The following is a 24135-nucleotide window of genomic DNA, read 5'->3' as shown; positions in this document are numbered from 1 at the left end:
GATGGGAACCCTGCGCCTCACCACCTCCACGCGGGAATGGCTGGATTCGCGAAGGGCCAAGCTACGTACGGCCGCGACCCGCTGCGACGCCGCCAGCCGCGACTACAACCGGCGCGACGACGAGCTGACCGACCTGGCCAAGCGGTCCGGGTGGGACGACCTGAAGACCGACAAGGTGAAGGCCGCGAACCGGGGCCTGACGGCCGCGTACGGCGCGACCACGTTCTGGCAGAACGAGGTTCAGCGTCTCGCGGCTGATATCCAGGCGGAGCTGGCGTACCAGCGGGCCCTGGCCGACGCGGCCGACGAGGCGACCCCGGTGTGGCCGGCGGCTGCTGACCGTGCGGTGCCGCGCCCGTCTCCGTCGTTCCGGCAGCGCCCGTACGCCACGGACGACGTCGACGAGGTGCGCCTGGGTGGCCTCGTCGAGCCGGCCCCGCTGACTGACCCCGCTCTGCGGGACACCGATTCCCCGGCCGGACCGAGCCCATCCGGGCTACCTCGCGTCTCCGGTCCGGCCGGGGGCCAGTGGTCGACGCCGCCGGGGGTCGGCGTCGGTCGGGGCGCGGCGGGTACGGGGGTGCCCGCCGCGCCCACCACCACCGAGGGCGGTGCACGGTGAAGATCCATTACGAAGCGTGGAACCCCGGCACCGACGCACAGATCGACATTCGGCGAGCCGACGCGATCTGCCGCGAGTACGCCGCGCAGGGCTTCGACCTCACGCTGCGGCAGCTCTATTACCAGTTCGTCTCCCGCGACTGGATTCCCAACACCGTCCAGTCGTACAAGCGGCTCGGCAGCGTCATCAACAAGGCGCGGATGGCTGGCCTGCTCGACTGGTCGTACATCGTCGACCGCACCCGCAACCTCGCCCGCAACAGCCACTGGAGCGATCCGGCGGACATCATGCGCGGCGCGGCCCAGGGGTACGCGATCGACAAGTGGGCCGACCAGCCGCGCCGCATTGAGATCTGGGTCGAGAAGGAAGCCCTCGCCGGCATCGTCGGCCAGGTCGCCAGTGAGCTTGACGTTGCCTACTTCTCGTGCCGTGGCTACGTCAGCCAGTCAGAGCTGTGGCGCGCCGGTCGCCGGCTCGGGCAGTACGTCGACCAGGGCCAGGGCGTCACCGTGCTGCACCTCGGCGACCACGACCCGTCCGGCATCGACATGACCCGGGACATCCGGGAGCGGCTGGAGCTGTTCATCGGCGAGGACCGTGGTTCGTGGGTGCTCTCCGACGAGGACCACCTCGATGAGCCGGACGGGCTGCCGAACCTGGAGGTCCGCCGGATTGCGCTGAACTTCGATCAGGTCCGCCGATACAACCCCCCGCCGAACCCGGCCAAGGAGACCGACTCGCGGTCGGGCAGCTACAAGCAGCTGTACGGCAGCCAGTCGTGGGAGCTGGACGCGTTGGAGCCGGCCACCCTCGCGGACCTGATCCGGACGCACGTCGAGGGCATCCGCGACGACGACCGGTACGCCGCGCAGGAAGCGACTGAGACCGAGCACCGGGAGCTGCTGGTAACGGCCTCCAATCGGTGGGATGACGTCGCCACCTTCCTGGACGGTGCGTGATGAGCCTGCCGATCAAGGCGGGCCCGGCGCGGTGCCCGGACTGCTGGACGCCGCCCGGCCAGGAGCACGAGCTGTCCTGTCCGGCTGTCTCGCCCGCTCAGTTCCGCGCATTCCTCGCCGAGCGGCGGGCTCACCATGAAGAGCAGGCGCGGCGCGAGCTTCAGCGTGAGCTGCGTTGGCGTTCCGCTCGGTGGTGGATCGCGGGCACGGTGCTGCTCGTCGTCGCGCTCGTCTGGGGTCCGCTCGTCGTCGCGCTGCTGCGGGGGTGGGTGCGATGAACCTCCCCACTGTGCTGCTCTGCGGCTGGCTGGCCACCCTCGTCGCCATCGTCGTGGCCCTGGCCGCACGCCCCCGCCGCGTTGCCGACCCGGCGCAGCCCGCAGCCGACGACAGCCTGCACGCGGCCACCGTGACCGCGCTGCTCCAGCCGGACGACCCGTCGCTGCCCGACGTCGACGCCGAGCTGATCGCCCTGGTCGTGGCCCGGACCGTCGACCAGTACGCCTCGTACCTGATCGCCCTACGCGACGGGATGCCCGCCGAGATCGTCGCCAGCCTCCGCGAGCAGATGTACGCGGACCTGCGCGACTCGCTGTCCCCGCCGCAGCTGGCCCGGGCGCTCGTGATCGGCCTGCACTCGCACGCCGACGAGCGGGCCCAGGCGCTGGTCAACCAATTCCGCACCCTTCCCACCCGGGAGTCCTGATGAGCCTGACCCAAGACCTGCTGACCAGCGCCTACTTCCTACTGCCCATCGGCGCTGCTGTCGGCGGCCTGCACCTGCTCGGCCGCAAGCGCCGGGCCGCCGCGAACGAGTACGACCTGTGGGCACCCCACGCCGACGAGCCGGCCACCGCCAACCCAGGGCCGGCGATCGTCTGGCACGACCAGGCCGCGAAGGACCGCCACGACCAGCGCTACGCCCGCGACGAGGCGGAGCAGGCGGCGTACCGGGCAGCGAACGCCGCACCGAGCCGGCGGATCCGCCCGGCCGCCGCGCTGGCGGAACCCGTCGACCTGGCCGCCTGGGAGACGTCGGCACCCGTCGGCGAGCCGGTGCCGCCGGTCGCCCCCGACCGGCCCGCGCTCCGAGACGTGCAGTGGACGCCCCCGTATGCCGAGCTGGCCCTGGCGCAGGTGATCCGCCGGTACGGGGACGACGCGGCGGACATCGCCCGCCGGTTCCTGCAGGAGATCGGCGACGAGCAGCGCGCCCTGGCGGTGACCCGGTGATCCCCCCGCACAACCTCAGCCCGGGTGATCTCGCCCAGCTGGACCAGGCGCACGTCGCACTCGCCGAGGACTTCGACCAGCTCCTGACCAACCCGCAGCTCGCGCAGTCCCTCGCCGACGACGGGATCGCAGTCGCCTGCGCTCGCCTGACGATCGGAATCGAGGAGGAGATCGGCGGCCGCATGGCCATCGCCGGCGTTGCCGCGCTGGCCACGCTGCGCCTCGTCGAGCGCGAGGCGGAGGTCGCCAAGCTCCGCGCCGAGCTGGCCCGCCGGCCGCTCGTCGACGAGCCCGGCCCCGACGTCACCGAGGTCTGGGACGGACAGACCGACCGCTGGCAGCGCGCTGGCGACGGCTGGCGAGTCTGCGAGGACGACAAGGGCAGCGAGCTTGCCTGGCAGGACCTCGTCGAGATGTGGGGCCCGATCTTCCTCCAGCCCACGGCGGCCGACCAGTGAGCGACGACAAGCCCCTCTACAACGCCGACCAGTGGGGACGCGGCAACTCCACCACCGGCCTGATCGTCGCCGTGATGGTGCTGCTGCTCGTCGTCCCCGGCATCGCCTGGGCGGTGATCCTGTGACCGCCCCAACCCAGCAGCGGCGCCGACCGGCGGTGTCGGAGTACGACGCGCAGATCCTCGCGCTCGTCGCCACCGGCCGCACCACCCGCCAGATCGGCCTGGAGCTTGGCCGCACCACCGCCGGCATCCAGTCGCATCTGTCGAAGCTCTACCGGCGGATGGGCGTACGCAACGCACCGCACGCCGTGGCTGCCGCGATCCGCGCCGGGATCCTCACCGTCGACCGCCCGGCAGGCCGCCAGTGACCGACGCTCCCACCCCGGTAGCCGCACGGCGGGTCACCCCGACCGCCGTGCGGCTACTCCCCGCCGACGCACCCCGCGACACGTGGCTCACCGCACGCCGTAACGGCATCGGATCCTCCGACGTCGCCGCGATCCTCGGCGTCGCCGACCACAACACCGCCGTGCACGTCTACCGCGACAAGCGCGGCGACCTCGTCGACGACGCCGGGGAAGCCGCCCTCTGGGGCAACCTGCTCGAAGAGCCCGTCGCCCGCGAATGGGCCCGCCGGCAACGCTCCGTCATCCAACGCGTCGGCCTGGTCGCCCACGTCGACCAGCCATGGCGCATGGCGACCCTCGACCGGCGCGTCGCCGAGTGCCCCATGAACCGTGAGGTACGCACCGCGTGCGCCCTCGAAGTGAAGTGCCGCAGCGCCTTCAAGGCCAGCCGATGGCGCTCCGACATCCCCGATGACGTCCTCGCCCAATGCACCTGGCAAATGGCCGTGACCGGCTACGACCACATCCACGTCGCGGTGCTGCTCGGCGGCAACGAACTGAAGATGACCGTCGCCCACCGCGACGAAGCGATGGAGCGGTACGTGCTGCGGGAGGTCGACCGGTTCCGCACCGAGCATCTGCTCGCCGGCGTCGAGCCGGACTGGGACCTGAACAGGGCCGCGGCGCTGATCGAGATGGACGCGCTGATGCACCCCGACCGGGTCGGCGAGATCAGCCTCGACGAGGTCGGCGAGGTCATGGAGTACGCCGAGCTGTCCGCACGTAAGGGCGCCGCTGACCGGGCGTTGAAGCGGACCAGGGCGACACTCGCCCGCCTGGCCGCCGGCGCGCGGTCGGTCAAGTTCGGCGACCAGCTGGCCTACACGTTCGACCCGGTCACGAAGCGGACGACGGACCTGGACCGGCTGCGTGAGCAGTGGCCGCAGGCGTACGCGGACTGCGTGACCGAGAAGACCCACCACCAGATCCGGATCAGCCCGGAGTTCCGACGGACAGGAGAGTTCGAGTGAGCCTGCGAGAGCGCGCGGCCGCTGACACCAACGACCAGGAGTGGGCGCCGGCAGCCCCGAGGGATGGGGCGTACGCCGGCGAGCGGCCGGCGTCCCGGGAGCCGGTCGACGAGCTGCCCGACATCGAGTACGACGGCGCGATTACCGACGGGGCCCAGGTGCCCGTCCACACCGCGTGGGCCCGGGTGATGGCCGACGTGCAGTCGGTCGGCAAGGGTGACCGCTTTCAGGCCACCGGCCAGGGCAACTACCAGTACCGGGGCGTCGACCGGGTCCTCAACGCCGTCGGGCCGGCGCTGCGTCGCCACGGCGTGATGGTGATCCCGACGTGCACCGAGGCGAACTACCGGGACGTCCTCACCTCGAACAACAAGAAGATGCGCGAGTGCACGGTCACCGTGACGTACTCGATCCGGGGGCCGAAGGGCGACGAGATGCCCGCCCAGTCGTGCGGCGAGTCGATGGACTCCGGCGACAAGGGCACGACGAAGGCGTGCACGGTCGCCTACCGGAACCTGCTGATCACCGCGCTGTCGATTCCGACGCGCGACCCGCGGCTCGACGCTGAGGCGAGCAACCACGAGCGTGGGGAGTCGCCGGCGCCGAAGCCGACGGAGTACCGGGACGAGATCACGGACCCGCGTACGTCGCTGGGGCGGCTGAGGCAGATCCGGGCCGAGCTGAGCCAGCACCGGATGGGCGCGGCGGAGGTCGTGAACGAGGTGGGCGACGACGAGTCGCTGCTGGATCTGGTGAACCGGATCGGCCGGCAGCGGCAGGAGGCTGGCCAGTGAGCGGCTACCTGCGCGTCAACGTCGACGGCACCCTCACCGAGTACACGGCCGAACCGACCAGCGACCTGATCCGGCAGGCGATCGGCGACTGGTGGGACATGGTCCACCTGCCGAACGGGCTGATGGGCTGGGTCGACGGCGACGGCCACCCCAAGGGCCTGCCCCGCAACGTGGTCGGCAGCATCCTGCTGATGGCGCTCGGCGCCGCGCAGATGCCGTACGCCGGCCCGGTCGTGATCAGCGGCTGGCACCCGACCCGGGAGATCACCGGGCTGGAGGTCACCCGCGAGCAGGTGGTGCGGGCGGTGTACGCCCGGGTCTGCGGTGCGCTGGCCGGGGTGGTCGACACCGACGGGTTCGCCGACGCGGTCCGCGAGACGGCCAGGGAGTTGCAGGCCGCGCCGACGCCGGCGTTGCGGGTGGTGCCGCTGGGCGGTGATGGGCGGTGAGCCGGACCGAGCTGTACGTGCCGGATCCGGCCGACGTCGCGCTGGTCAACGAGGCGTGGAAGGCCGCGACCTGCCCGCACTTCCGGGACACGGCCGTGTGCCTCGACTGCCAGTCGACGGCGATCCTGCGGGCACTGGCTGAGCGGTACGAGCTGACGCCTCGGGCGGTGCACGGTGACTGAGCTTCGCATGGTGGCCCTCGACCTGTCCCTCGCCGCGACGGGCCTCGCCGCGACCCACGACCACCACGGGCGGGCTGGCCTGCTCGCCCGGACCATCCACACCGCCCGCACCGCGCACGGCGCCACCGACATGGACCACAAGCGGGTGCACGCCGTGTTGAACGACGTCGCCGCCGCGGTGAAGTGCGAGCCGCACCTGGTGCTCGTCGAGTGGTTGCCGCAGATCGACCACGGGGCGACCGCGCTCCGGCTGGCCGAGCTGCACGGGGTGGTCAAGCACTGGTTGCACGTCCAGCGGATTCGGTACGTCGATGTGCGGCCGCCGGAGCTGAAGATCTGGGCGACGGGGAAGGGCGACGCGAATAAGACGCAGGTCGTCGAGCGGATCACCGCTGACTACGGGCGCCTGGTCCACATCGGTGACGACAACCAGGCGGATGGCGTGGCGCTGCTGTCGATGGGTTTGGCCGCGTACGGCCACCTGCTGGTCCGGTCGAGCAGCTCGCAGTCGCGGGCGTTGGCGAACGTGAAGTGGCCGACGTTGGCCACGGAGGCCGGGCCGGTGGTGCCGGTATGAGCGGCCCGCAGATCCCGCCGCACGTGACGGCCGCTGTCGATCAGTGCCGGGCCGAGCTGAGCGAGCTGGTCGGCGCGGTTCGGGAGCACCGCGACGCGAACGCGTGTGAGTTGCCGGGCTACTGCCCTGGGTTCGTGGTGGCCGAGTTCGTGCAGCGGGCGGGGTCGGACCGGCGTCGGGCGCTTCTGTACGCGGCTCTGGCCGAGCTGGCCGCCCTGGATTACGGCCTGCCGGTGCACCTGACCGAGGCGGCCGTGGTCGCCCTCAACGACAAGCCGAAGAGCAGGGGGTGGTGGCCATGGCGGAGGCGGTGATCGCGGCGGATCCGGAGTGCCGGTGTGGTGATGGCCGGTGGTCGCACAAGCACGGGTCGGGTGGCTGCCGGGTGATGGATTGCCCGTGCGACAAGTACGAGCTGCCGAGGGGCACGCCGGCGAACGACTGGCCGCTGCCGGCCATTGAGGTGGAGCAGGCGGAGGCGGCCGGACTGGTCGTACGGCCCGAGTCGCCGGCGGCTGACCCGGGTCTGGCCGCCGTGCTGGCCGAGCCGGAGCCCGTCGACGAGCCGGCGCCAGAGCCGGTGCCGGTGGTGGCCGACCCGGTCGCGCAGGCCGAGTCCGTTGAGCAGGTCGCCGGGATCGACGCTCACCTCGCCGACCCGGAGCCGACCGACGACGAGGTGGCCGACGAGATTGACCGGGCGGAGGACGCCGCCGAGATCGAGCGGTTGACGGCCGAGCTGGACGCCGCACGACGGGAGGCCGCCGAGGCGCAGAACCGGGCCGGGCACCAACGGGCGAAGCACGACGAATGTCGGCGCCGTGCCGACCGGCTCGACGCCCAACTGCGTGACGCCACGACCGAGCTGGAGCAGGTTCGCAGTGAGAAGACCCGGCTGGCCGGGCAGCTCGCGCCCCGGCTCGCCGACCTCGACCAGGCGCTCGGTGAGGTGGCGAGGCTGCGGCGCGAGCTGAACGGCGCGAACGCCGTCCGGCAGCACGCGCAGGACGCCCTCGACGAGGCGATCCGCACCGGCACGTCGGCGGCCGCGAACGTGCTCTACCGGTACGACGCCGACCAGTGCACCACCGAGGCCTGCGGGTCCCGGTACACGGTGCCCGTCGAGCACCCGCATCCGCTGACGCCGGTGACGGTGCTGGTCGTCCGCAGGGAGGTGCCCGGTGCGTAGGTGGCTGGCGCGGCTGGTCGACGCCGAGGTGCGCCAGCTCAAGGCCGAACGAGACGAGGCCTGGTCGATCGCCGGCCGGGCCACAAAGGCGGCGAGCGGTTGGCACGCCGCCGCGCAGGTCGAGAAGGCCCGGGCAGACGCCCTGGCCGCAACCCGCAAGAAGGAGAGCACCACCCGATGACCGTCAACATCTCGTCCGCGTGGACGAAGGAGAACCGCCCCCGCAACGGCCTCTCCGAGATCGAGGGGAAGTTGGTCAACGACCAGCTGCTCGACGCCTCGTACTGGGCCGTCGTCAGGGTCGAGCCGAACTTCTACAAGGTGTCGTCGGAGGACGGGTCGCGTACCCCGACGGCGAAGATCGCGCACATCGAGGTCGCCGTCGACGAGGACGACATCGAGGCGGTGCGGTCGCTGTTGCAGCGGCGGTACAAGGACCGCACGGGGATCGACGACCAGGAGCCGGCGACGCTGTTCGATGTCGCGCCGGGCGGTGAGCAGGACGGGGACCAGGACGGCGAGCGCCAGGTGCCGGAGGCCTCGGCCGACGAGATCCTGGCCGAGCGGGCGGAGCGCAAGGCGGCCGAGGCGGAGGCGGAGCGGGCCAACCGCGTGGCCTCGCCGTTCTCCGGCGGCACGGACGACGCGGCATGACCGGGCCGGAGCACTACCGCGAGGCCGAGAAGTTGCTCGGCCAGGCGGACGGGCATCAGCGGGCGACCCCGGAGGAGCTGTCCCTGTTCGCCGAGGCCCAGGTGCACGCCACGCTCGCGCTGGCCGCCACGACGGCCGCAAGCGACCCGGACGAGGGCTGGACCGACATCCGCCGGGACGGTGGATCGTGACCGCCCCGACGATGACCGTCAGCGAGCTACAGGCCCGCGTCGACCGGGGAATCACCTGGCTCGACGGCAAACTGCTCGACTGGTGGCACGCCGATCGGCCCAGCCAGGGCTTCGAGAACGGCGGCCCGATCGACCTCGACGCGTTGCAGATGAAGCACTCGTGCTACTGCGTGCTGGGTCAGCTGCTCGGCTCGTTCTACCGGGCTGAACTCACCCTGCCACAGGCTGTCGCGTTCGGCTTCGACGCATCGACCGGGGCGGACGCGCCTGACGAGCCGCGGACTGACGCCGAGTGGGATGCCTGGCACGCGCGGATGGCCGACGAGTTCGACGCCCTGACCGAGCTCTGGTCGAGGGTCATCGAGCAACGCCGGGCGGGGGTGGACGTCCGTGGCTGACACCCAGAACCGGGGCCGACTCCTCACCCCCGGCGAGGTCGCCGACATCTTCCGCGTCGACCCGAAGACCGTCACCCGCTGGGCTGCCGCCGGGAAGCTGCACGGCATCCGCACCCCCGGCGGGCACCGCCGCTTCTACGAGGCCGACATCCGCGCCGCACTGACCCGGGGGCCGGTCGAGCCATGACCGAACGCGACGCGCTCTACGAGGCGCTCTGGAAGGAGCGGTTCGGAGAACGACCCTCCCCAACCGCCCGCCCAGTGCCGCTCTCCCTGCGTCGCAGTGACGCCGCCGACCTGCACCGGGTCGGCGGCGTCATCCACAGCCCACCCGGGCCGCGGCTCGACGGCGACGTCCTGCGGATGGCCGGCTACGGCTGGTCGATCGAGCAGATCGCGGCGCTGATCCAACGCGACGACGTGTACGTGACCCAGGTCCTCGCCAAGCACGGGCGCGGGCCGGCCCTCGAGGAAGGACTGGCGGCATGACGGCACCGACGAAGGCACCCACCACGGACACCGGCCGGTGTGGCACGACCGCCGGGTACAGCCGGCATCGGGCCGCCAACCAGAAGCCGTGCCGGGCCTGCCAGGACGCGACGAACGCTGTCAGCATCGAGCGCCGCCGACGCCTGCGGCCCCGCGTGCCAATGCCGCCCGCGGTCCGGATCACCGCGGCGTCGCGGCACGGCCGGATGGCGGCACGGCCCGTGATGCACCTGTTCCGGCCGATGAGCTTGTCGCAGTGTGGCGACTGCTTCGGGTGGCGCGACGACTACCGGCACCTGGGGCGGGTCCGGTGAGTGACCTGCTGATCGCTTCTCACGACCAGGCCGTGCACGCCATCCGCGAGTACGTCAACCGGGACGGCGTCGACGAGCTGCTGCGCGGGGTGATCCTGCGCGTCCTCGACGTCCACCCCGCTGATCCGTCGGCCACAGGCCGGCCCGACCCGGACTGCTCGTGCGAGGGGCGCGGCTGGCGGCTGATCGGCGGCGGCCGGGAGCACTGCCACTGCCGGTGCCCGTGGTGCCTCGGCTGCGAAGAGCCGCTGTGTTTCGGCCCGTGCCCGACCGTCGAGGTCATCGCCGAGCGCCTCGACCTGATCGTTCCCGTCGACCTACCCAGAGGGGACGCCCATGCCTGACGAGAAACGCGTGGTGCTGGTCAAGCCCGGAGACGTGCTGGTCATCGGCAACGTCGGCGACCACAGCCTTGTGGACCTACAGCGGGCCGTCGACCACCTCAAGCAGCTCGGCTTCGTCGGGGTGCTGCTGTTCGCCGCCGACATCCAGCTCGACGCGCTCACCCCGGACGACGTCGCGAACCTCACCGCGATGGTGCAGACCGAGTGATCGATCCGAGCGTCCGCGCGGACTACATCCGGCACGTCGTGCCGCTGATCATCCGCGCTCACCGTATCCGCCCCCGGCGCGCCCGGTTGCTCGCCGCGAAGCTCAGGAGACACCGATGAACGGGCGACCGACACCTCACCTCGACGCGGTCAAGGCAGAGCGCGACAAGCTCGCCGCGACCGTCCAGCGGGTCCGGGACTTCGCCGACGAGTTGGCGCTGTACTGCTCGCCGCACGGAATGGCCGCCGACTACGCCCAGCGACTACGAGAGGTCCTAAGCGAGCCCGACCCCGACGCGGTGCAGCGGATGCTCGACGACGCCACCCAGGCGTTCGCCGACGCCAGCACCGGCAGCGAGCGCCGGGAGGTCATCCGCGACCTGCTCGCCGGCTGGTACGCCGCCTGGCCGCCCACCGCAGTCACCGACCCGCACGAGGGCATCGCCTTCCAGCTCGTCGCCCTGGTCTACGCCGCCGAGGCCCGGGCCGTGGCCTGCCCATGCCTGCCCGGCGCTCCGAAGCACCAGCACGGCGTGGGCGGGTACGCGACCGACCAGTACGACCCGGCGGACGACGAGCCACCGGGCCGCCCGATCGTCACCGTCGAGCTGCCCGGGGTGAGCCGATGAAGCCCCTCGACATGACCCGCCACCACGCCGACAACTGCCACTCCGAACACGCCGCCTGGGACCCCGAGGGCAACCTCATCGTCGCCATCGGCGTCGGCCCCATACCCAAGCGGGGCAAGTACGCGCCCGGTGACTGGGTCGTCGTTCACGGCCGCCCCAACGCCGTCCGAGGCAACCGCAGGTACGGGTTTCGCGGCATGGTCCTCGGTGGCTGCGGCGGCGGCTACTACTACGGCATCACGGATGACGGCCGGCAGTGGTGGGAAACCGGCGGCGTCCTAGTGCCCGAGAGCAACCCGTCGCCGGAGAGCTGCACCTGCTGCCCACACCCGGCCCCCAAGGCGACACCGGTGGTGAGCCGGCAGCTGGACCTGCTCAGCCCTGCCGCGTTCTTCGCCTCCACCGCGCGGGCGGTGAGCTGACCGATGACCCAGCAGGCGGCGCTCATCCACCAACCCGGCCGAGGCGGCATCTGGCGACGGTTCCTCCTCGCCGGCCACACCGCCATCAACGCCGCCCCGTGGCTCGACGCCGTCGCCCAACGCTCACCCGTCGGCACCTGCCGCAGAGACGGCGGCTACCTCTACCCCGGCCAGCCCTACCGGCCAGCCAGCGGAAACCGCGACTTCTACCCGGCCACCTGCGCCACCTGCCACCAAGACACGGCGGCGCCAGGCCCACGCCCCACCCGAAAGAGGAAAAGCACCCGATGACGTGGTTCAAGGTGGACGACTCGTTCCACTCCCACCCCAAGGTTCTCGCCGCCGAGCCGGCCGCGCTGGGTCTGTGGGTGGTCGCTGGCTCCTGGTCCGGAGCGAACCTCTCCGATGGGTTCATCCCCGACCACGTGCTCCCGCGACTGCTCCCGGACGCCGCGTCGCTGGCCCAGCAGTTGGTCGCCGCAGGGCTGTGGAAGAGGGCCCGAGGCGGCTACAGGTTCCACGACTGGGGCGACTTCAACCCGAAACGAGAGGAGGTCGAAGAGGAAAGGAAGGCCGCACGAGAACGCATGCGAAATCTGAGGACGAAGCGCAAGGGCGCAGCTCAGGACGCAAACGGTTCGGCCGAACAGTCGGCGAACGTTCGGGATGTGTTCGTAACCCCGACCCGACCCGACCCGACCCGTAAAGAGGGGGGTAGCTCTTCGTACGTCACTCACGACCGCGCGCACGAGGGGCCGCCCCCCTCCCGATGCACAGAGCACCTGACCACCCCGACCTCCGGCCCATGCCGCGCCTGCGGCGACGCCCGCAAGGCCCGGGACCAGTGGGACGCCGACAGGCGACGCCGCATCGACGCCGCCCCCACCTGCCGCATCCACCGCGGCCAGCCAGCCCACAACTGCGCGCCCTGCCGCTCCGAGCGGCTCGGCGCTGACCACCAGGAGCAACCGTGACCGTCAGCCGTACCCGCGTCCGCAGCCACCCGGCCGCCGGCCCCGCCAAGCCCCACCGCAAGCCCGCCGAGCCGATGCTGCTCGACCCGGAACGGTGCGCCTGCCGGCGGCCGACGTTGGTGGCCACGTTTCGCCGCGAGCAGCTCGTCGCGTTGGAGCTGCGCCACCTCCGGTCCGACGGGTGCGCGTACCCGCCGCAGGCCATCGACGTCGACAGCTGGCTGATCCCGTGGTGACCACCGGCCCGACCCACGGCCTGCCCAGCACCTACAGCAGCACCCGCTACGGCTGCCGCTGCCGCGACTGCACGACCGCCAACACCAAACGCCACCGCCAGGCCAGAGCCGACCGACGCGACCGGCTCGCCGCCGACCCCAGCCTCGCCGAGCACGGCCACGCCGCGACGTACACGAACTGGATGTGCCGCTGCCCGCCTTGCACGGCGGCCCACAGCGAGCAGCTCGCCGCACGTCGAGCCGACCGCAAGCGCTGACCCACCCGCACCATGAGAGGCCCCGCGTTGACCAACCCGTGCACCCTCTGCGACCGCCCGCAGCCAGACACCGCCGCCGCGTGCCAGCTGTGCACCGACCGGGCGTACCGCGACCTGCACGACCTCGCCGACGCCACACCCGCAGCCCGCGACGTCGCCACCGGCCAAAGCCGCCACGGCACCAACGGAGGCGGCGGCAGTCACGAAGGGCGCATCCCGCTCAACCTCAGCGCCGGAGCCAAACTCGACGCCGTCCAGAACGAGATCACCACCTGGGCCAGGTCCATCGCCGGTGACCGTGAACGGCCCGAACCCACCGGGCCCGACCCGCTCATCGCCGCCGCACGCTGGCTCGCCGGACACCTCGACTGGCTACGCCGCCAGGCCCACGCCGCCGACGCCTACCGCGACTTCCGCAGCGCATCCGTCATCGTCCGCAGCGTCGCCGCCGGACCCACCGAACGGCGATGGCTCGGCCAATGCGGCGCCGACCTCGACGACGACCAACGCTGCCCCGCCGACCTCCACGCCCGAATCGGCGCCCGCATCGCCGTCTGCCGGGCCTGCGGCACCCGACACGACGTGCGCGAGCGGCGGGCGTACCTCGACGGCCTCACTGGCGACCAGGCGTACACCGCCCGCCAGATCAGCCTCGCGTACCCGCAGATCCCCGAAGGCACCATCCGCACATGGGCGAAGCGGGGTGAACTAATCGCCGAGCTGGAGGCGCTGCCCGACGGGGTTGAAGGGCCGCTGTGGGTGCACCGGGATCCGGGCGGCAGGCCACGACCGAGGTACGTCCTCGGTGAGGTCCTGGCCCTCGCCGAGCGCAAGGCCGTAGCCAGGGCAGAGCGCGAATCCCGGCAGGCGCGGCATGATGACACCACCGACCCGGAAGGACGCGCGGCATGAGAGACGAACTGCTGATCTGGCTGCTGGCCCTGCCGCTGAGCATCGGGCTCGGCTACGTGATCCACCGCGAACGCCGATACCGCTGGTTCCGCCGCTGGTCACACCTGCTGCTGATGCCGCCTATCGCCAACATCGCATCACCAGCCGAGCCGAACGCCGACCGGCCCGGCTGCCGCGACGAGTGGAAGCCCGACGCGCTGGCGTGACCCGGCAGCTTGACAGCGCGGTGATCACTTGCAACGCTGTTCACGGACAGGCAGAGGTGTCGGAACAGCCCGGTAGAGCGCAACGCTCCCGGGCTGTTCGCATACCCGGGGGCGGGGCACCCACCCCCCACCCAAAACGCAGGGGGGTGGCCACCATGCCCACCACCACACAGCGGGGGTACGGGTGGGCACACCAGCAGGCACGCGCCGCAGCCCTCGCCCACCTGGCCCAGGTAGGCACCCTGCCCTGCCCCTTCTGCACACAGGCCATGACCACAGCGATGCGCCTGCACTACGACCACTACCCACCCCTGGCCCTCGGTGGTGGAGGACCAGGCACCGTACGCCGCCTCGCCCACGCATCGTGCAACTGTCGTGCTGGTCAGCAGCTGGCACAGCAGCGACGCACGCACACGAGCACGAAGCGCAAGACACCACGCAAGCCGACGCGATCGACGATCAACTCGCGCAGATGGTGACAGTGGGTGAGGGTAGGGGGGCGCCCCGGGCACGCAAAACGGACACTTCTGACCCTCATGCTTCCGTCAGGAAAATTTCCCCCCGCTGAGCTGGGAAAACGTCGGGAGGTGCCATGCCGCTGACCGGAGCCGAGCGTCAACGCAGGTCCCGACGCCACCGCGCGGACGATCACTCGCTCTGTGACGAGACGGCCGACTGCCGTCGTGACGGGGCGAGCGACGGTGACACCGACGTCACGGTGACGAAGCCGCGTCCGGCTCGCCGGGCGTCACAGTCAGAGCCGGCACCGACGCAGAGCGCCGCACCGGTCGTCGAGAGCGACGACGAACCGGCCGACGACACCGACCCGGGCGACATCGAGGCCGAGGTGCGCGAGTTCGTCGCCAAGCTGCTGCCGAACTTCCCCGCCGGCGACCCCCGGCGCATCCTCTGCTCGATCGTGGTCAAGCTGGCCCGCCGCGTCGACGAGTCCGGGGCCGCGCCGGCGGCTATCCAGCAGCTGCGCGTGATGCTGATGCAGATCGCCGAGGTGCCCGAGCAGCCCGCGGGGCCGCTCGACGGGGCGCGGGCACAGCGGGCGGCACGCCGGATCGGTTCGCTGGCACAGGGCCGGTGAGCGGCACCCTGCTCGGACAGCAGACACCGCGGCTGGAGCTGCGCCCCGAGTGCGTGACGTCGGCGGCCTGCGAGGCGATCGAGTTCTACCACTCGCTCGGCCGGACGCTGGACCCGTGGCAGCAGCACGTCATCGAGGCAGGCCTCGGTGAGGACGCGGCCGGCGACTGGGCGGCGCCCGAGGTCGGCGTCATCGTGCAGCGGCAGAACGGCAAGGGTGACATCGCCCAGGCGGTGGAGCTCGCGAGCCTGTTCCTGTTCGGCGACGAGGTCATCGTCCACACCGCGCACCTGATCGACACGTCGAAGACGGCGTTCCGGCGCACCGTGGAGCTGGTCGACGGCTCCGATGACCTGGTCCGCCGGGTGCGCCGGGTGAACAAGACCAACGGTGAAGAGGCCATCGAGCTGCTCACCGGTGGGCAGCTGCGCTTCCGGACCCGCACAGGGCGGGCCGGGCGGGGCATCACTGGCGACAAGGTGTTCTTCGACGAGGCGCTGGAGTTGACGGACGACCAGCTGGAGGCGCTGGTCCCGACGATCCTGGCCCGGCCGAACCCGCAGATCTGGTACCTGTCGACGGTCCCGAAGGTCGCCGAGCAGTTCCTGGTGCGGCTGCGTAAGCGGGTGCTGGCGCGCGAGCCCGGGCTGGCGTACTGCGAGTGGGGCGTCGACCGTGGCGCGAACCTGGGCGACCCGCGGGTGATGGCCAAGGCCAATCCGGCGTACGGCATCCGGGTGACGCCGAAGACGCTGGCGATCGCCAAGGGTGCGCTCGGTGAAGAGGGTTACGGCCGTGAGTGCGCCGGCATCTGGCCCCCGGAAGCCGACGCGAAGTACCTGGTGATCCCGGAGCTGGCGTGGCTGGGGCAGCGCGACGCGTCGTCGACGATGGCGGGCCGCCCGGCGTACGGGGTGTACGTGCCACCGGATCGGTCGTACTCGGCGATCACCGCGGCCGGCGCCCGCGCCGGCGGCGGGTGGCTGGTCGAGACGACCGGCAACGAGCATGGCCTGGATCACCGGCCCGGCACCGGCTGGATCGTGGATCGGCTCAAGGAGCTGGAGCGGCACCAGCCGCTGGTCGTGGTGATCGACGACAAGGCGATCGCGGACGCGGCGGAGAAGGCCGGTCTGAAGGTGCACCGCGCGGCGACCGCCGACGTGGTCACCGGCTGCCAGCTGCTCTTCGACGGCGTCGCCGGCGAGGACCTGGCGTCGCGCAACGTGTGGCACCTCGGGCAGACCGAGCTGACCACCGCGGTGGCCGGCGCCGACAAGCGCCGGGTCGGCAACTCGTGGGCGTGGGACCGCAGCGATCCGACGGTGGACATCGCGACCCTGGCGGCCGGCTCGCTGGCCCTGTTCGGCGCGGTGACACCGCGCGTGCACCGCCCGTCCCGCAAGCCCTTCGCCGCGTTCGTCTGACCTGTGAGGAGGCCCCGGTGACGGTGCTCGAATACCCGCATACGGCCCGGGTCGACCGGGTGGATCGGATCACCGCGCAGGCCCGGGCGTGGCCGGCTGGCCGGACGTTGCTGGGGTTGCTCGCCGCGGTGCTGGTCCTGGTGGGTCGGCTGACGTTCGGGGTGTTCGCGGCGCTGTGGATGGCCGGCACGTGGTGCGCGGCCGCGATGAAGGTCGGGTGGGACGACGCCCGGGAGACGCGCGAGCGGCGCGCCGGCGAGGCGATGAGGCGGGCTGATGGCGTCGACGCTTGATCGGGTGACCGCCCGGCACCGGGCGATGGTCCGTCCGGCCGAGGCGAAGGGCTTCACCGAGCAGCCGTTCTGGCGCCTCGACGCGCTTCGCAACGCGCTGATCGGCAACTCGGCCCCGGACCGGGAGACGATCGAGCACGAGTTCAACGGCTACGTCAGCGCCGCAGGCAAGGGCAACGCCGTGGTGTTCGCCTGTTGCTACGCCCGGCTGCGGGTGTTCGCCGACGTGCAGTTCGGCTGGCGCGACCGCGTCGACGGGCAGCTCGGCCCGTTCTACGACTCGGCGGACCTGGCGTTGCTGCGTCGGCCCTGGCCGACGGGCACCCTGGCGAACCTACTGGCGTGGATGGAAGTCGACGCCACGTACGCGGGCAACTCGTTCGTGACGACGTGCGACGACGAGGGCCGGTACGGCCGGGCGGCACGGGGGCCGGGGCGGCGGCTGACGCGGCTGCGGCCGGACTGGGTGACCTTGGTGATCGGGTCGCACTCGGATGACCCGTACGCGATCGACGCCCGGGTGGTGGGCGTCCTGTTCGAGCCGCCGACGTCGGGCCTCGGTGTGAGCGTCCGGTCGAAGCCGGTGTTGCTGCTGCCCGAAGAGGTGTGCCACTACTCGCCGATCCCGGATCCGGCCGCGAGGTTCCGGGGCATGTCGTGGCTGACGCCGGTGCTGCGGGAGATCGGCGCGGACATCGCGGCCACTGAGCACAAGGCGAAGTTCTTCGAGAACGGCGCCGCGTTGCAGACGGTGGTGTCGCTCGACAAGGACATGAGCCCGGAGCAGGTCGCCGAGTTCGCCGACGTTTTCAAGGCGCAGACGACTGGCCCGCGCAACGCGTACAAGACGCTGTTCCTCGGTGGTGGCGCGGACGTCACGATGCGCGGCACCGATTTGAAGTCGGTGGACTTCAAGTCGGTGCAGGGCGGTGGGGAGACGCGCATCGCGGCGGCGGCCGGTGTGCATCCGGTGGTGGTGGGCCTGTCCGAGGGCCTGTCCGGGTCCAGCCTGAACGCGGGCAACTACAGCGCGGCGAGGCGCAACGTCGGTGACGGCACGCTGCGGCACCTGTGGGGCGAGGCCGGCGCGAGTCTGGAGACGTTGTTCGCCCGCCCGAAGGCGGCGGCCGAGCTGCGGCCGGACACCCGCGACACGGCGTTCGTCCGCGAGGACGCGAAGGACGTCGCCGAGATCCAGTCGACCCGCTCGCAGGCGCTGCGGGCGCTGCTGGACGCCGGGTATGAGCCCGACGCGGCGGTCGAATACCTCCGCTCCGACGATATCTCCCGCCTGGTGGGTCGGCACAGCGGTTTGTTCAGCGTGCAGCTGCAGCCGCCCGGCACGAAGCAGCCGACCGAGGATCCGCCGGCCGAGGACGAGCCAGGCGACGACGCACCACCGGAGGGGGGGCAGGGCGATGCAGGTCAAGGCACTGAGCGGGGTTGAGATCAAGGACGTCGACAAGGGCACCGTGAGCGCGGTGTTCTCGACGTTCGACGTGATCGACTCCGACCGCGACGTGACCCGACCGGGGGCGTTCGAGGACGGCGCGAAGTGGAAGATCTCCGCATACGGACATCAGTCGTGGATGGGCGTCCTGCCGGTCGGCAAGGGCACCGTCCGTACCACCGGCACCGAGGCGATCCTCGACGGCGAGTTCTTCATGAACACCACCCAGGGGCGAGACACCTTCGAGGTCGTCAAGCAGATGGGTGAGCTGCAGGAGTGGTCGTACTCCGTGCACCCCACGAAGCATTCGTACGGCGAGTTCGAGGGCCAGCAGGTCCGCTTCCTCGAGCAGCTGGGCGCCGGCGAGGTGTCGCCGGTGCTCGCGGGCGCCGGCATCGGCACCCGAACGCTGGACGCGAAGTCCGCGACCGGGCTGCTGCAGCACGAGATTCAGACGGCGTTGGCGGCCATGGGCGTGGTCGACGGCGCGATGACCAGCGCAACCAGAGTGGGCGCTCTCCGCGCTGAGCACGGCAAGTCCCTGTCCCGGGTCAACGCCGACGCCCTCGATCAGCTCGGCGACGAGCTGAAGCGCCTGTACGAGGCGTACGAGGCGCTGAAGGCGCGCGGCCCGGACACCCACCCTGACGACGAGGCCCTGGCCGATCTGGCCGCCAGCGAGCTGCTGCGGGCCGTCGCACGAGCAAGGAGAGCATGACCATGACGGACGTCATCGAGTTCCCGGCGCTGAAGGAGGCGCAGGACAAGCTCGACGCGAAGAACAAGGAGCTGTTCGCCGTCCTCGACGAGGCCGGGCCCAGCTACGACATGAAGCTGGTCAAGTCCATCGCCGGCGACACCGCGGCGAAGGTCGCGTGGATCCAGGCGAAGAACGCCGAGATCGACGAGGTCGGCAAGGAGGTCGAGGGTTACCGCCAGGTCGCCAAGGCCGCCGGCCGCCGCAACGCCGCCGGCAAGGAGAAGGGCTCGGAGCCGGACGAGCGCAAGGCCGGCCGTCGCGACGACCGCGACGAGCAGGTGCAGGCCAAGTCGTTCGGTGAGCAGTTCGTCGCCTCGAACGCCTTCAAGGGCAAGCACGGGTCGATCGGCCCCGAGGCCACCCTCGACCTGGAGCTCAAGACCCTCATGCAGACCAGCGCGGGCTGGCTGCCGGAAACCAACCGCACCGGCCGAGTCGTCGACTTCGCGACCCGGCCGATCCAGGTCCTCGACTTCATCCCCACCACGACGACCGCGCAGGCGGCCGTGGTGTACATGGAGGAGACGACCTTCACCAACAACGCGGCCGAGACGGCCGAGGCCGGGACCTACCCCGAGTCGGCGCTGGCGCTGACCGAGGTGTCGAGCCCGGTGCGGAAGGTCTCGACGTTCATCCCGATCACCGACGAGCAGCTGGAGGACGTCGACCAGGCCCGCGGCTACGTCGACAACCGGCTGCGGTTCATGCTCCGGCAGCGGATGGACCTTCAGGTCCTCGTCGGCAACGGAACCGCGCCGAACCTGCGCGGCATCAACAACATCGCCGGCATCCAAACCCAGGCGAAGGGCGCCGACCCGACGCCGGACGCCTTCTACAAGGCGATGGTCAAGGTGCGGGTGACGGGCCGGGCGGTGCCAGACCTGCACGTCATGCACCCGAACGACTGGATGGACATCCGGCTGCTGCGCACGGCCGACGGCGTCTACATCTGGGGCAACCCGTCCGAGGCGGGCCCGGAGCGGCTGTGGGGCCTGCCGGTCGCCCAGTCCGACGCGCAGACCGAGGGCACCGGCCTGACCGGTGACACCTCGTTCCTGGAGCTGTCGATGCGGCGCGGGATCGTCGTGCAGGTCAGCAACTCGCACGGCACGTACTTCATCGAGGGCAAGCAGGCCGTCCGCGCCGACGTCCGGGCGGCGTTCATCGTCTACCGGCCGACCGCCTGGTCGACGGTCACCGGCATCTGAGACGGCCCCTGGCGGGCCGGACGGCAACGTCCGGCCCGTCGCCGTGAAAGGAGACAAGGCAGATGCCCCAGATCGAGCAGACCACCGGCATCAAGACCGCCCAGGGCGAGTACGACTTCGCCCGCGACGGCGGCGCGGTCAGCACCATCAACCTGCGCGGCGGGCCCGGCGACGCCGCCGGCAACGAGGTCCCCGCCGGCGCGGTCATCCTCGGTGGCTACATCGAGGTCGACACCGCGGTGACGTCCGGCGGCGCGGCGACGGTCGCCGTCAACTCCGAGGGCGCCGGCGACCTGCTCGCCGCAGCGGCCGTCTCCGGCGCGCCCTGGTCAACGACCGGCCGCAAGTCGGTCATCCCGGTGTTCACCGGGGCGACCACGGTCAAGACCACGGTCAGCCGCCGGTTGGCCATCACCACCGCGACGGCGACGCTCACGGCGGGCAAGTTCCGCGTCGTCGTCTTCTACCGGTAGCCCGCCATGGCGCTGTCGATCAGCACGATCAGAGATCAGGAGGCCACGCAGATGGCGGGAACCACGAAGGCAGAGCGGCGGGTGTACCGCACCACCGACGGGCAGCTGGTGCGGGAGAACGACCCGCGCGGCGCGTACCTCGCGTACGGCGTCGGCGACACCGTTCAGGACGGGGAGGTCGACGCCTACCGCGCCCTGGTCGACGGCGACGCCACCGGCCACGAGGTACCCGGGCTGATGCACGACCGGCTGGCGACGCAGATCGCGGACGCGCAGCGGGTCATCGCGAACGCCCCGGGTAGCCCGGCGGCCGACGCGGCCACGGACCGGATCGCCGACGCGGCCGAGCAGGTCGACGCGGCGTCGATCCCGCCGCCGCCCGGCCGGGACCACACGTCGCCGGTGGCGATCGTGCGGGAGTTCGCCGCCGGCACGGCCAGCGTCGACGCTGAGGCCGCAGAAGGCGACGGCGAGGGTGAGACCAAGGGTCGGCGGCGTGCGAGCACCAAGGCGGCACCCAAGCCGGCCGACAAGGCCACCGAACGGCCTGCCAACAAGTAGGCGGGACGGGCCGGGGCGGCGTCCACGCGACGCCGCTCCGGCCGCGCTAAGTAGAGGGAGGCACCGGTGGCGCTCGGCGATCCGTACGCGACGCGCGACGAGCTCAAGAAGCGCAGCGACATCCCGGATAACGACACCCTCGACGACGACCAGTTGGCCGCCGCCGTGCTGAGCGCCTCGCGGGAGATCGAGCGGTGGTGCCGCCGCCAGTTCAACGACGCCGGGGTCGCGTCGACCCGCACGTACCGGGCGATCGGCGACCGCCTGGTGCTCGTCGACGACTTCCACACCACGGCCGGGCTGGTCGTGGCGGCGGACTCCGCCGGCGCTGGCGTCTACAACGAGGCGTGGGTGACAGCCGACTACCTGCTGGAGCCGCTGAACGGGGTGGTCGACGGGGTGCCGGGCTGGCCGTACAGCCGGATCAAGGCCCTCACGTACGGCCTGGCGTGTTCGGAGCGCCCAGTCGTGCAGGTGACCGCGCGGTGGGGATGGGCGGCCGTCCCGGCAGACGTCAAGGAGGCGTGCCTGATCATGGCGGCTGAAAGCTTCAAGCTGACCGACGCCCCGTTCGGCGTCGCGGGGTTCGGGGAGTTCGGCCCGGTGCGGGTGCGGATCAACTCGCTGGCCGAGCAGAAGCTCGCACCGTACCGCCGGCACAAGATCCCGCAGGCGGTCTGAGCTGTGGCCCTCGACGTAGTCGCCCTGATGGGCGCGCTCAAGGACCGGCTGTCGACCATCGACGGGCTGCGCTCGGAGAGCTACCAGCCGGACAAGCCAAACCCGCCGATCGCCTTCCCGACGGTCCCGCCGATCCCGTCGTACCACGAGGCGATGCGACGTGGCCTGATCGTGCTGCCGATGCAGGTCGTGGTGCTGGTTCCCGCGAAGGTCGACCGGGTCGGCCAGCACCTGCTCGCCGAGTACGCCAACCCCACCGGCGCGAAGTCCATCCGCGCGGTGCTCATGGACGGCGATAAGACGTTCGGGGGGCTGATCGACGACCTGGTTGTCGACTCGTTCGACCCTCGCGGCCTGGAAGACGTCGGCCTCATCAACTACTACGGCGGGGTGTTCAACCTCCGCGCGATGGCACCGGGAGGGTGATGTGGGCAGCTTCGCCCTGACCGACGCGACCGTGTTGGTCGCCGGCTACGACTTCACGACCAACCTCAATCAGGCCAGCCTCACAGTCGACACCGAGCAGCTGGACGCGACGACCTTCGGCAGCGGCGGGTGGCGCTCACGTGCCGGCGGCCTGAAGTCGGTGGCCGCGTCGATGGCCGGGTTCTGGGAGTCCGCCGCGGTGAACGCGCCGGATCCGCAGGCGTTCCCGGACCTGGGCGTTCCCGACCGGGTCGTGACCATGTCACCGACCCCGACTGAGGGGTCCATCGCCTACTTCGGCCAGCTCGGGAAGTTCGGCTACAACCTGTTCGGCCAGATGGGCGAGCTGACTCCGTTCAGCCTGACCATGTCCGGCACCAACGCTGTCGGGCTGATCCGCGGCCAGGTCGCGAAGGCCAAGGGCAACGTGTCAGCGACCGGCGCGACCGGGTCGATCGTGCAGTTGGGTGCGGTACCCACCGGCCAGTACCTCTACGCGGCTCTGCACGCCCTCTCGGCCGGCACGACGCTGACGGTGCAGGTGCAGTCTGCTGCTACCGGCGCGTTCAGCTCTCCAACGATGCGCGGCACGTTCGCCGCGGCGACCGCGCAGGGCGGGCTGTGGCTGACCCGGGTCGCCGGCCCGATCACCGACGCGTACTACCGGCTCAACGTCTCCGCGGTGACGGGGACCTTCCAGATCGCCGGCGCCATCGGCATCGGCGCCTGACCTTCCCGTTCCCCGCAGCCCCGCCCGGATGATCCGGCGGGGCTGTCGCGTATCCAAAGGAGTTGAGCCGTGGGCTCGTTCGCTTTCGTCGACGCCGTTGTGACCGTGAACGCCGTCAACCTGTCGCAGTTCGTCCGCCAGGCCACCATCACCGCGTCCGCTGACCAGCTGGAGGACACCGCGATGGGTGACCAGTTCCGCTCGCGCCTCGGCGGTCTGAAGGACTGGACGGTGGCGCTGGAGTTCAACGAGGACTACGTGGCCGGCGGCGTCGATCAGACGCTGTGGCCGCTGCTGGGCACGGTGGTCACCGTGTCGGTGAAGGCCACGTCCGCGGCGGTGAGCGCCACGAACCCGTTGTACTCCGGCCCGGTGGTCGTGTCGGCGCACACCCCGGTCGGTGGCAGCGTCGGTGACCTGGCCACGGTGGGTGTGACGTGGCAGGGCGCCGGGGCGCTGTCCCGCGCCACGGCCTGACCGGCGGTGGGCTTCGAGATCCGCGCGGGCTCGGCCGATCTCACGTCGGTGCGCAAGGCGCTCAGGCGGGTCGGCGACGTCGGCCTGGGCAAGCAGCTCGCCGGCGGTCTGTCTCGGGCCGCCCGGCCGCTGGGTCCGGCGATCCGGGCCGAGGTGCCGAAGGCGATGCCCTCCGGGTACGCGCCGATCCTCAGCCGGTCGCTGCGGTTCCGTACCGCGGTGAAGAGCACGAAGCAGACCGCGCGGCTCACGTTCCGGGTGTACGGCGACGGGCGCAAGGAAAAGCGCGACGTCCCGACGCTGAACCGGGGCACGCTGCGCCACCCGGTGTACGGCAAGCGGGGCGCCGGCTGGGTCGCCCAGCGGGTCCGGCCGGGGTTCGTCGACCGGCCGGTGGACCGGATGGGCCCGGACATCTCCCGGGAGATGCAGGGAGTCGTCGACTGGGTCGCCGACCAGATCACGAAGGGCTGATGC

46 protein-coding genes are annotated in these 24135 nt (G+C 71.5%); all 46 read left to right on the top strand.

Translation table 11 applies throughout. The annotated features are described in order from the left end of the window. Window position 1 precedes the first annotated feature (1 nt). The 46 genes from ABZS40_RS20740 to ABZS40_RS20515 all read left to right on the top strand — a co-directional run bounded on the left by ABZS40_RS20740 (window position 2) and on the right by ABZS40_RS20515 (window position 24132). Window positions 2–622, top strand: a complete 621-nt coding sequence (locus ABZS40_RS20740; protein WP_354944910.1) for a hypothetical protein — start codon at window positions 2–4, stop codon at window positions 620–622. After that, window positions 619–1581 carry a hypothetical protein gene (locus ABZS40_RS20735; protein ID WP_354944909.1) on the top strand — a complete coding sequence of 321 codons (963 nt, stop codon included), beginning with the start codon at window positions 619–621 and terminating at the stop codon, window positions 1579–1581. The genes ABZS40_RS20740 and ABZS40_RS20735 overlap by 4 nt, the downstream gene beginning before the upstream one ends. Beyond that, window positions 1581–1859, top strand: coding sequence for a hypothetical protein (locus tag ABZS40_RS20730; protein ID WP_354944908.1), 279 nt, complete (start codon window positions 1581–1583; stop codon window positions 1857–1859). The genes ABZS40_RS20735 and ABZS40_RS20730 overlap by 1 nt, the downstream gene beginning before the upstream one ends. Next, the gene (locus ABZS40_RS20725) at window positions 1856–2287 is read left to right on the top strand and encodes a hypothetical protein (RefSeq protein ID WP_354944907.1); all 432 of its coding nucleotides are present in this window, start codon (window positions 1856–1858) and stop codon (window positions 2285–2287) included. Before ABZS40_RS20730 ends, ABZS40_RS20725 begins: the two co-directional genes overlap by 4 nt. Beyond that, window positions 2287–2814, top strand: a complete 528-nt coding sequence (locus ABZS40_RS20720; RefSeq protein WP_354944905.1) for a hypothetical protein — start codon at window positions 2287–2289, stop codon at window positions 2812–2814. The genes ABZS40_RS20725 and ABZS40_RS20720 overlap by 1 nt, the downstream gene beginning before the upstream one ends. Further along, entirely contained in the window at window positions 2811–3272 is a 462-nt protein-coding gene (locus tag ABZS40_RS20715) for a hypothetical protein (protein WP_354944904.1), read from the top strand. The genes ABZS40_RS20720 and ABZS40_RS20715 overlap by 4 nt, the downstream gene beginning before the upstream one ends. Next, window positions 3269–3397, top strand: a complete 129-nt coding sequence (locus ABZS40_RS20710) for a hypothetical protein (RefSeq protein ID WP_354944903.1) — start codon at window positions 3269–3271, stop codon at window positions 3395–3397. Before ABZS40_RS20715 ends, ABZS40_RS20710 begins: the two co-directional genes overlap by 4 nt. Further along, window positions 3394–3642 carry a helix-turn-helix transcriptional regulator gene (locus tag ABZS40_RS20705; RefSeq protein ID WP_354944902.1) on the top strand — a complete coding sequence of 83 codons (249 nt, stop codon included), beginning with the start codon at window positions 3394–3396 and terminating at the stop codon, window positions 3640–3642. Before ABZS40_RS20710 ends, ABZS40_RS20705 begins: the two co-directional genes overlap by 4 nt. Next, a complete protein-coding gene (locus ABZS40_RS20700) occupies window positions 3639–4652 on the top strand; it encodes a lambda-exonuclease family protein (RefSeq protein WP_354944901.1) in 1014 nt (337 codons plus the stop codon). The genes ABZS40_RS20705 and ABZS40_RS20700 overlap by 4 nt, the downstream gene beginning before the upstream one ends. Continuing rightward, entirely contained in the window at window positions 4649–5446 is a 798-nt protein-coding gene (locus ABZS40_RS20695) for an ERF family protein (RefSeq protein WP_354944900.1), read from the top strand. Before ABZS40_RS20700 ends, ABZS40_RS20695 begins: the two co-directional genes overlap by 4 nt. Next, window positions 5443–5895 (top strand): hypothetical protein, encoded by a 453-nt coding sequence (locus ABZS40_RS20690; RefSeq protein ID WP_354944899.1) that lies wholly within the window; start codon window positions 5443–5445, stop codon window positions 5893–5895. The genes ABZS40_RS20695 and ABZS40_RS20690 overlap by 4 nt, the downstream gene beginning before the upstream one ends. Continuing rightward, complete coding sequence (locus ABZS40_RS20685) at window positions 5892–6077, top strand: hypothetical protein (protein ID WP_354944897.1); 186 nt, start codon at window positions 5892–5894, stop codon at window positions 6075–6077. Before ABZS40_RS20690 ends, ABZS40_RS20685 begins: the two co-directional genes overlap by 4 nt. Next, window positions 6070–6654, top strand: coding sequence for a crossover junction endodeoxyribonuclease RuvC (locus tag ABZS40_RS20680; RefSeq protein WP_354944896.1), 585 nt, complete (start codon window positions 6070–6072; stop codon window positions 6652–6654). The genes ABZS40_RS20685 and ABZS40_RS20680 overlap by 8 nt, the downstream gene beginning before the upstream one ends. Continuing rightward, window positions 6651–6968 (top strand): hypothetical protein, encoded by a 318-nt coding sequence (locus tag ABZS40_RS20675; protein ID WP_354944895.1) that lies wholly within the window; start codon window positions 6651–6653, stop codon window positions 6966–6968. Before ABZS40_RS20680 ends, ABZS40_RS20675 begins: the two co-directional genes overlap by 4 nt. Then, complete coding sequence (locus ABZS40_RS20670) at window positions 6953–7843, top strand: hypothetical protein (RefSeq protein WP_354944894.1); 891 nt, start codon at window positions 6953–6955, stop codon at window positions 7841–7843. The genes ABZS40_RS20675 and ABZS40_RS20670 overlap by 16 nt, the downstream gene beginning before the upstream one ends. Then, complete coding sequence (locus tag ABZS40_RS20665) at window positions 7836–8024, top strand: hypothetical protein (RefSeq protein WP_354944892.1); 189 nt, start codon at window positions 7836–7838, stop codon at window positions 8022–8024. Before ABZS40_RS20670 ends, ABZS40_RS20665 begins: the two co-directional genes overlap by 8 nt. Then, window positions 8021–8497 carry a hypothetical protein gene (locus ABZS40_RS20660; RefSeq protein ID WP_354944891.1) on the top strand — a complete coding sequence of 159 codons (477 nt, stop codon included), beginning with the start codon at window positions 8021–8023 and terminating at the stop codon, window positions 8495–8497. Before ABZS40_RS20665 ends, ABZS40_RS20660 begins: the two co-directional genes overlap by 4 nt. Further along, the gene (locus ABZS40_RS20655) at window positions 8494–8688 is read left to right on the top strand and encodes a hypothetical protein (protein WP_354944890.1); all 195 of its coding nucleotides are present in this window, start codon (window positions 8494–8496) and stop codon (window positions 8686–8688) included. Before ABZS40_RS20660 ends, ABZS40_RS20655 begins: the two co-directional genes overlap by 4 nt. Beyond that, the gene (locus ABZS40_RS20650) at window positions 8685–9086 is read left to right on the top strand and encodes a hypothetical protein (RefSeq protein ID WP_354944889.1); all 402 of its coding nucleotides are present in this window, start codon (window positions 8685–8687) and stop codon (window positions 9084–9086) included. Before ABZS40_RS20655 ends, ABZS40_RS20650 begins: the two co-directional genes overlap by 4 nt. Next, window positions 9079–9273: a BldC family transcriptional regulator gene (locus tag ABZS40_RS20645; protein WP_354944888.1), complete on the top strand. Its 195-nt coding sequence runs from the start codon at window positions 9079–9081 to the stop codon at window positions 9271–9273. The genes ABZS40_RS20650 and ABZS40_RS20645 overlap by 8 nt, the downstream gene beginning before the upstream one ends. Further along, complete coding sequence (locus ABZS40_RS20640) at window positions 9270–9575, top strand: hypothetical protein (RefSeq protein ID WP_354944887.1); 306 nt, start codon at window positions 9270–9272, stop codon at window positions 9573–9575. Before ABZS40_RS20645 ends, ABZS40_RS20640 begins: the two co-directional genes overlap by 4 nt. Further along, window positions 9572–9889, top strand: a complete 318-nt coding sequence (locus ABZS40_RS20635) for a hypothetical protein (protein WP_354944886.1) — start codon at window positions 9572–9574, stop codon at window positions 9887–9889. The genes ABZS40_RS20640 and ABZS40_RS20635 overlap by 4 nt, the downstream gene beginning before the upstream one ends. Further along, complete coding sequence (locus ABZS40_RS20630) at window positions 9886–10233, top strand: hypothetical protein (RefSeq protein ID WP_354944885.1); 348 nt, start codon at window positions 9886–9888, stop codon at window positions 10231–10233. Before ABZS40_RS20635 ends, ABZS40_RS20630 begins: the two co-directional genes overlap by 4 nt. Next, window positions 10226–10441: a hypothetical protein gene (locus ABZS40_RS20625; RefSeq protein WP_354944884.1), complete on the top strand. Its 216-nt coding sequence runs from the start codon at window positions 10226–10228 to the stop codon at window positions 10439–10441. The genes ABZS40_RS20630 and ABZS40_RS20625 overlap by 8 nt, the downstream gene beginning before the upstream one ends. A gap of 115 nt (window positions 10442–10556) precedes the next feature. Further along, window positions 10557–11069: a hypothetical protein gene (locus ABZS40_RS20620; RefSeq protein ID WP_354944883.1), complete on the top strand. Its 513-nt coding sequence runs from the start codon at window positions 10557–10559 to the stop codon at window positions 11067–11069. Next, complete coding sequence (locus ABZS40_RS20615; RefSeq protein ID WP_354944882.1) at window positions 11066–11491, top strand: hypothetical protein; 426 nt, start codon at window positions 11066–11068, stop codon at window positions 11489–11491. The genes ABZS40_RS20620 and ABZS40_RS20615 overlap by 4 nt, the downstream gene beginning before the upstream one ends. Before the next feature lie 3 nt (window positions 11492–11494). Further along, complete coding sequence (locus tag ABZS40_RS20610) at window positions 11495–11782, top strand: hypothetical protein (RefSeq protein ID WP_354944881.1); 288 nt, start codon at window positions 11495–11497, stop codon at window positions 11780–11782. Beyond that, a complete protein-coding gene (locus tag ABZS40_RS20605) occupies window positions 11779–12465 on the top strand; it encodes a hypothetical protein (RefSeq protein WP_354944880.1) in 687 nt (228 codons plus the stop codon). The genes ABZS40_RS20610 and ABZS40_RS20605 overlap by 4 nt, the downstream gene beginning before the upstream one ends. Then, window positions 12462–12701 (top strand): hypothetical protein, encoded by a 240-nt coding sequence (locus ABZS40_RS20600; protein WP_354944879.1) that lies wholly within the window; start codon window positions 12462–12464, stop codon window positions 12699–12701. The genes ABZS40_RS20605 and ABZS40_RS20600 overlap by 4 nt, the downstream gene beginning before the upstream one ends. After that, complete coding sequence (locus ABZS40_RS20595; protein ID WP_354944878.1) at window positions 12698–12958, top strand: hypothetical protein; 261 nt, start codon at window positions 12698–12700, stop codon at window positions 12956–12958. Before ABZS40_RS20600 ends, ABZS40_RS20595 begins: the two co-directional genes overlap by 4 nt. A 27-nt stretch (window positions 12959–12985) precedes the next feature. Continuing rightward, window positions 12986–13870, top strand: coding sequence for a hypothetical protein (locus ABZS40_RS20590; protein ID WP_354944877.1), 885 nt, complete (start codon window positions 12986–12988; stop codon window positions 13868–13870). Next, window positions 13867–14076 (top strand): hypothetical protein, encoded by a 210-nt coding sequence (locus ABZS40_RS20585; RefSeq protein WP_354944876.1) that lies wholly within the window; start codon window positions 13867–13869, stop codon window positions 14074–14076. Before ABZS40_RS20590 ends, ABZS40_RS20585 begins: the two co-directional genes overlap by 4 nt. 155 nt (window positions 14077–14231) lie before the next feature. After that, window positions 14232–14555, top strand: a complete 324-nt coding sequence (locus ABZS40_RS20580; protein ID WP_354944875.1) for a hypothetical protein — start codon at window positions 14232–14234, stop codon at window positions 14553–14555. A gap of 113 nt (window positions 14556–14668) precedes the next feature. Continuing rightward, window positions 14669–15172, top strand: a complete 504-nt coding sequence (locus tag ABZS40_RS20575) for a hypothetical protein (RefSeq protein ID WP_354944874.1) — start codon at window positions 14669–14671, stop codon at window positions 15170–15172. After that, window positions 15169–16599, top strand: a complete 1431-nt coding sequence (locus ABZS40_RS20570; RefSeq protein ID WP_354944873.1) for a hypothetical protein — start codon at window positions 15169–15171, stop codon at window positions 16597–16599. The genes ABZS40_RS20575 and ABZS40_RS20570 overlap by 4 nt, the downstream gene beginning before the upstream one ends. Window positions 16600–16616: 17 nt before the next feature. Further along, complete coding sequence (locus ABZS40_RS20565; protein ID WP_354944872.1) at window positions 16617–16892, top strand: hypothetical protein; 276 nt, start codon at window positions 16617–16619, stop codon at window positions 16890–16892. Then, entirely contained in the window at window positions 16876–18339 is a 1464-nt protein-coding gene (locus ABZS40_RS20560) for a phage portal protein (RefSeq protein ID WP_354944871.1), read from the top strand. The genes ABZS40_RS20565 and ABZS40_RS20560 overlap by 17 nt, the downstream gene beginning before the upstream one ends. Then, a complete protein-coding gene (locus ABZS40_RS20555; RefSeq protein WP_354944870.1) occupies window positions 18311–19060 on the top strand; it encodes an HK97 family phage prohead protease in 750 nt (249 codons plus the stop codon). The genes ABZS40_RS20560 and ABZS40_RS20555 overlap by 29 nt, the downstream gene beginning before the upstream one ends. A 2-nt stretch (window positions 19061–19062) precedes the next feature. Next, window positions 19063–20310 carry a phage major capsid protein gene (locus ABZS40_RS20550; RefSeq protein WP_354944868.1) on the top strand — a complete coding sequence of 416 codons (1248 nt, stop codon included), beginning with the start codon at window positions 19063–19065 and terminating at the stop codon, window positions 20308–20310. A 62-nt stretch (window positions 20311–20372) separates the two neighbouring features. After that, entirely contained in the window at window positions 20373–20783 is a 411-nt protein-coding gene (locus ABZS40_RS20545; RefSeq protein ID WP_354944867.1) for a hypothetical protein, read from the top strand. Between the two features lie 51 nt (window positions 20784–20834). Beyond that, the gene (locus ABZS40_RS20540) at window positions 20835–21344 is read left to right on the top strand and encodes a hypothetical protein (RefSeq protein WP_354944866.1); all 510 of its coding nucleotides are present in this window, start codon (window positions 20835–20837) and stop codon (window positions 21342–21344) included. A gap of 66 nt (window positions 21345–21410) precedes the next feature. Beyond that, window positions 21411–22025 (top strand): hypothetical protein, encoded by a 615-nt coding sequence (locus tag ABZS40_RS20535; RefSeq protein WP_354944865.1) that lies wholly within the window; start codon window positions 21411–21413, stop codon window positions 22023–22025. A 3-nt stretch (window positions 22026–22028) separates the two neighbouring features. Continuing rightward, the gene (locus ABZS40_RS20530; RefSeq protein ID WP_354944864.1) at window positions 22029–22451 is read left to right on the top strand and encodes a hypothetical protein; all 423 of its coding nucleotides are present in this window, start codon (window positions 22029–22031) and stop codon (window positions 22449–22451) included. Between the two features lies 1 nt (window position 22452). Then, complete coding sequence (locus ABZS40_RS20525; RefSeq protein ID WP_354944862.1) at window positions 22453–23181, top strand: hypothetical protein; 729 nt, start codon at window positions 22453–22455, stop codon at window positions 23179–23181. A gap of 69 nt (window positions 23182–23250) precedes the next feature. Then, window positions 23251–23658: a radical SAM protein gene (locus ABZS40_RS20520; RefSeq protein WP_354944861.1), complete on the top strand. Its 408-nt coding sequence runs from the start codon at window positions 23251–23253 to the stop codon at window positions 23656–23658. 6 nt (window positions 23659–23664) lie between these two features. Continuing rightward, window positions 23665–24132 carry a hypothetical protein gene (locus tag ABZS40_RS20515; RefSeq protein ID WP_354944860.1) on the top strand — a complete coding sequence of 156 codons (468 nt, stop codon included), beginning with the start codon at window positions 23665–23667 and terminating at the stop codon, window positions 24130–24132. Window positions 24133–24135 lie beyond the last annotated feature (3 nt).

This window comes from Micromonospora sp. NPDC005324, from assembly GCF_040607155.1.
Classification (GTDB): domain Bacteria; phylum Actinomycetota; class Actinomycetes; order Mycobacteriales; family Micromonosporaceae; genus Micromonospora; species Micromonospora trifolii.
Note: the sequence above shows the minus strand (reverse complement) of the source record. Positions and strands in the feature narration are given on the sequence as shown.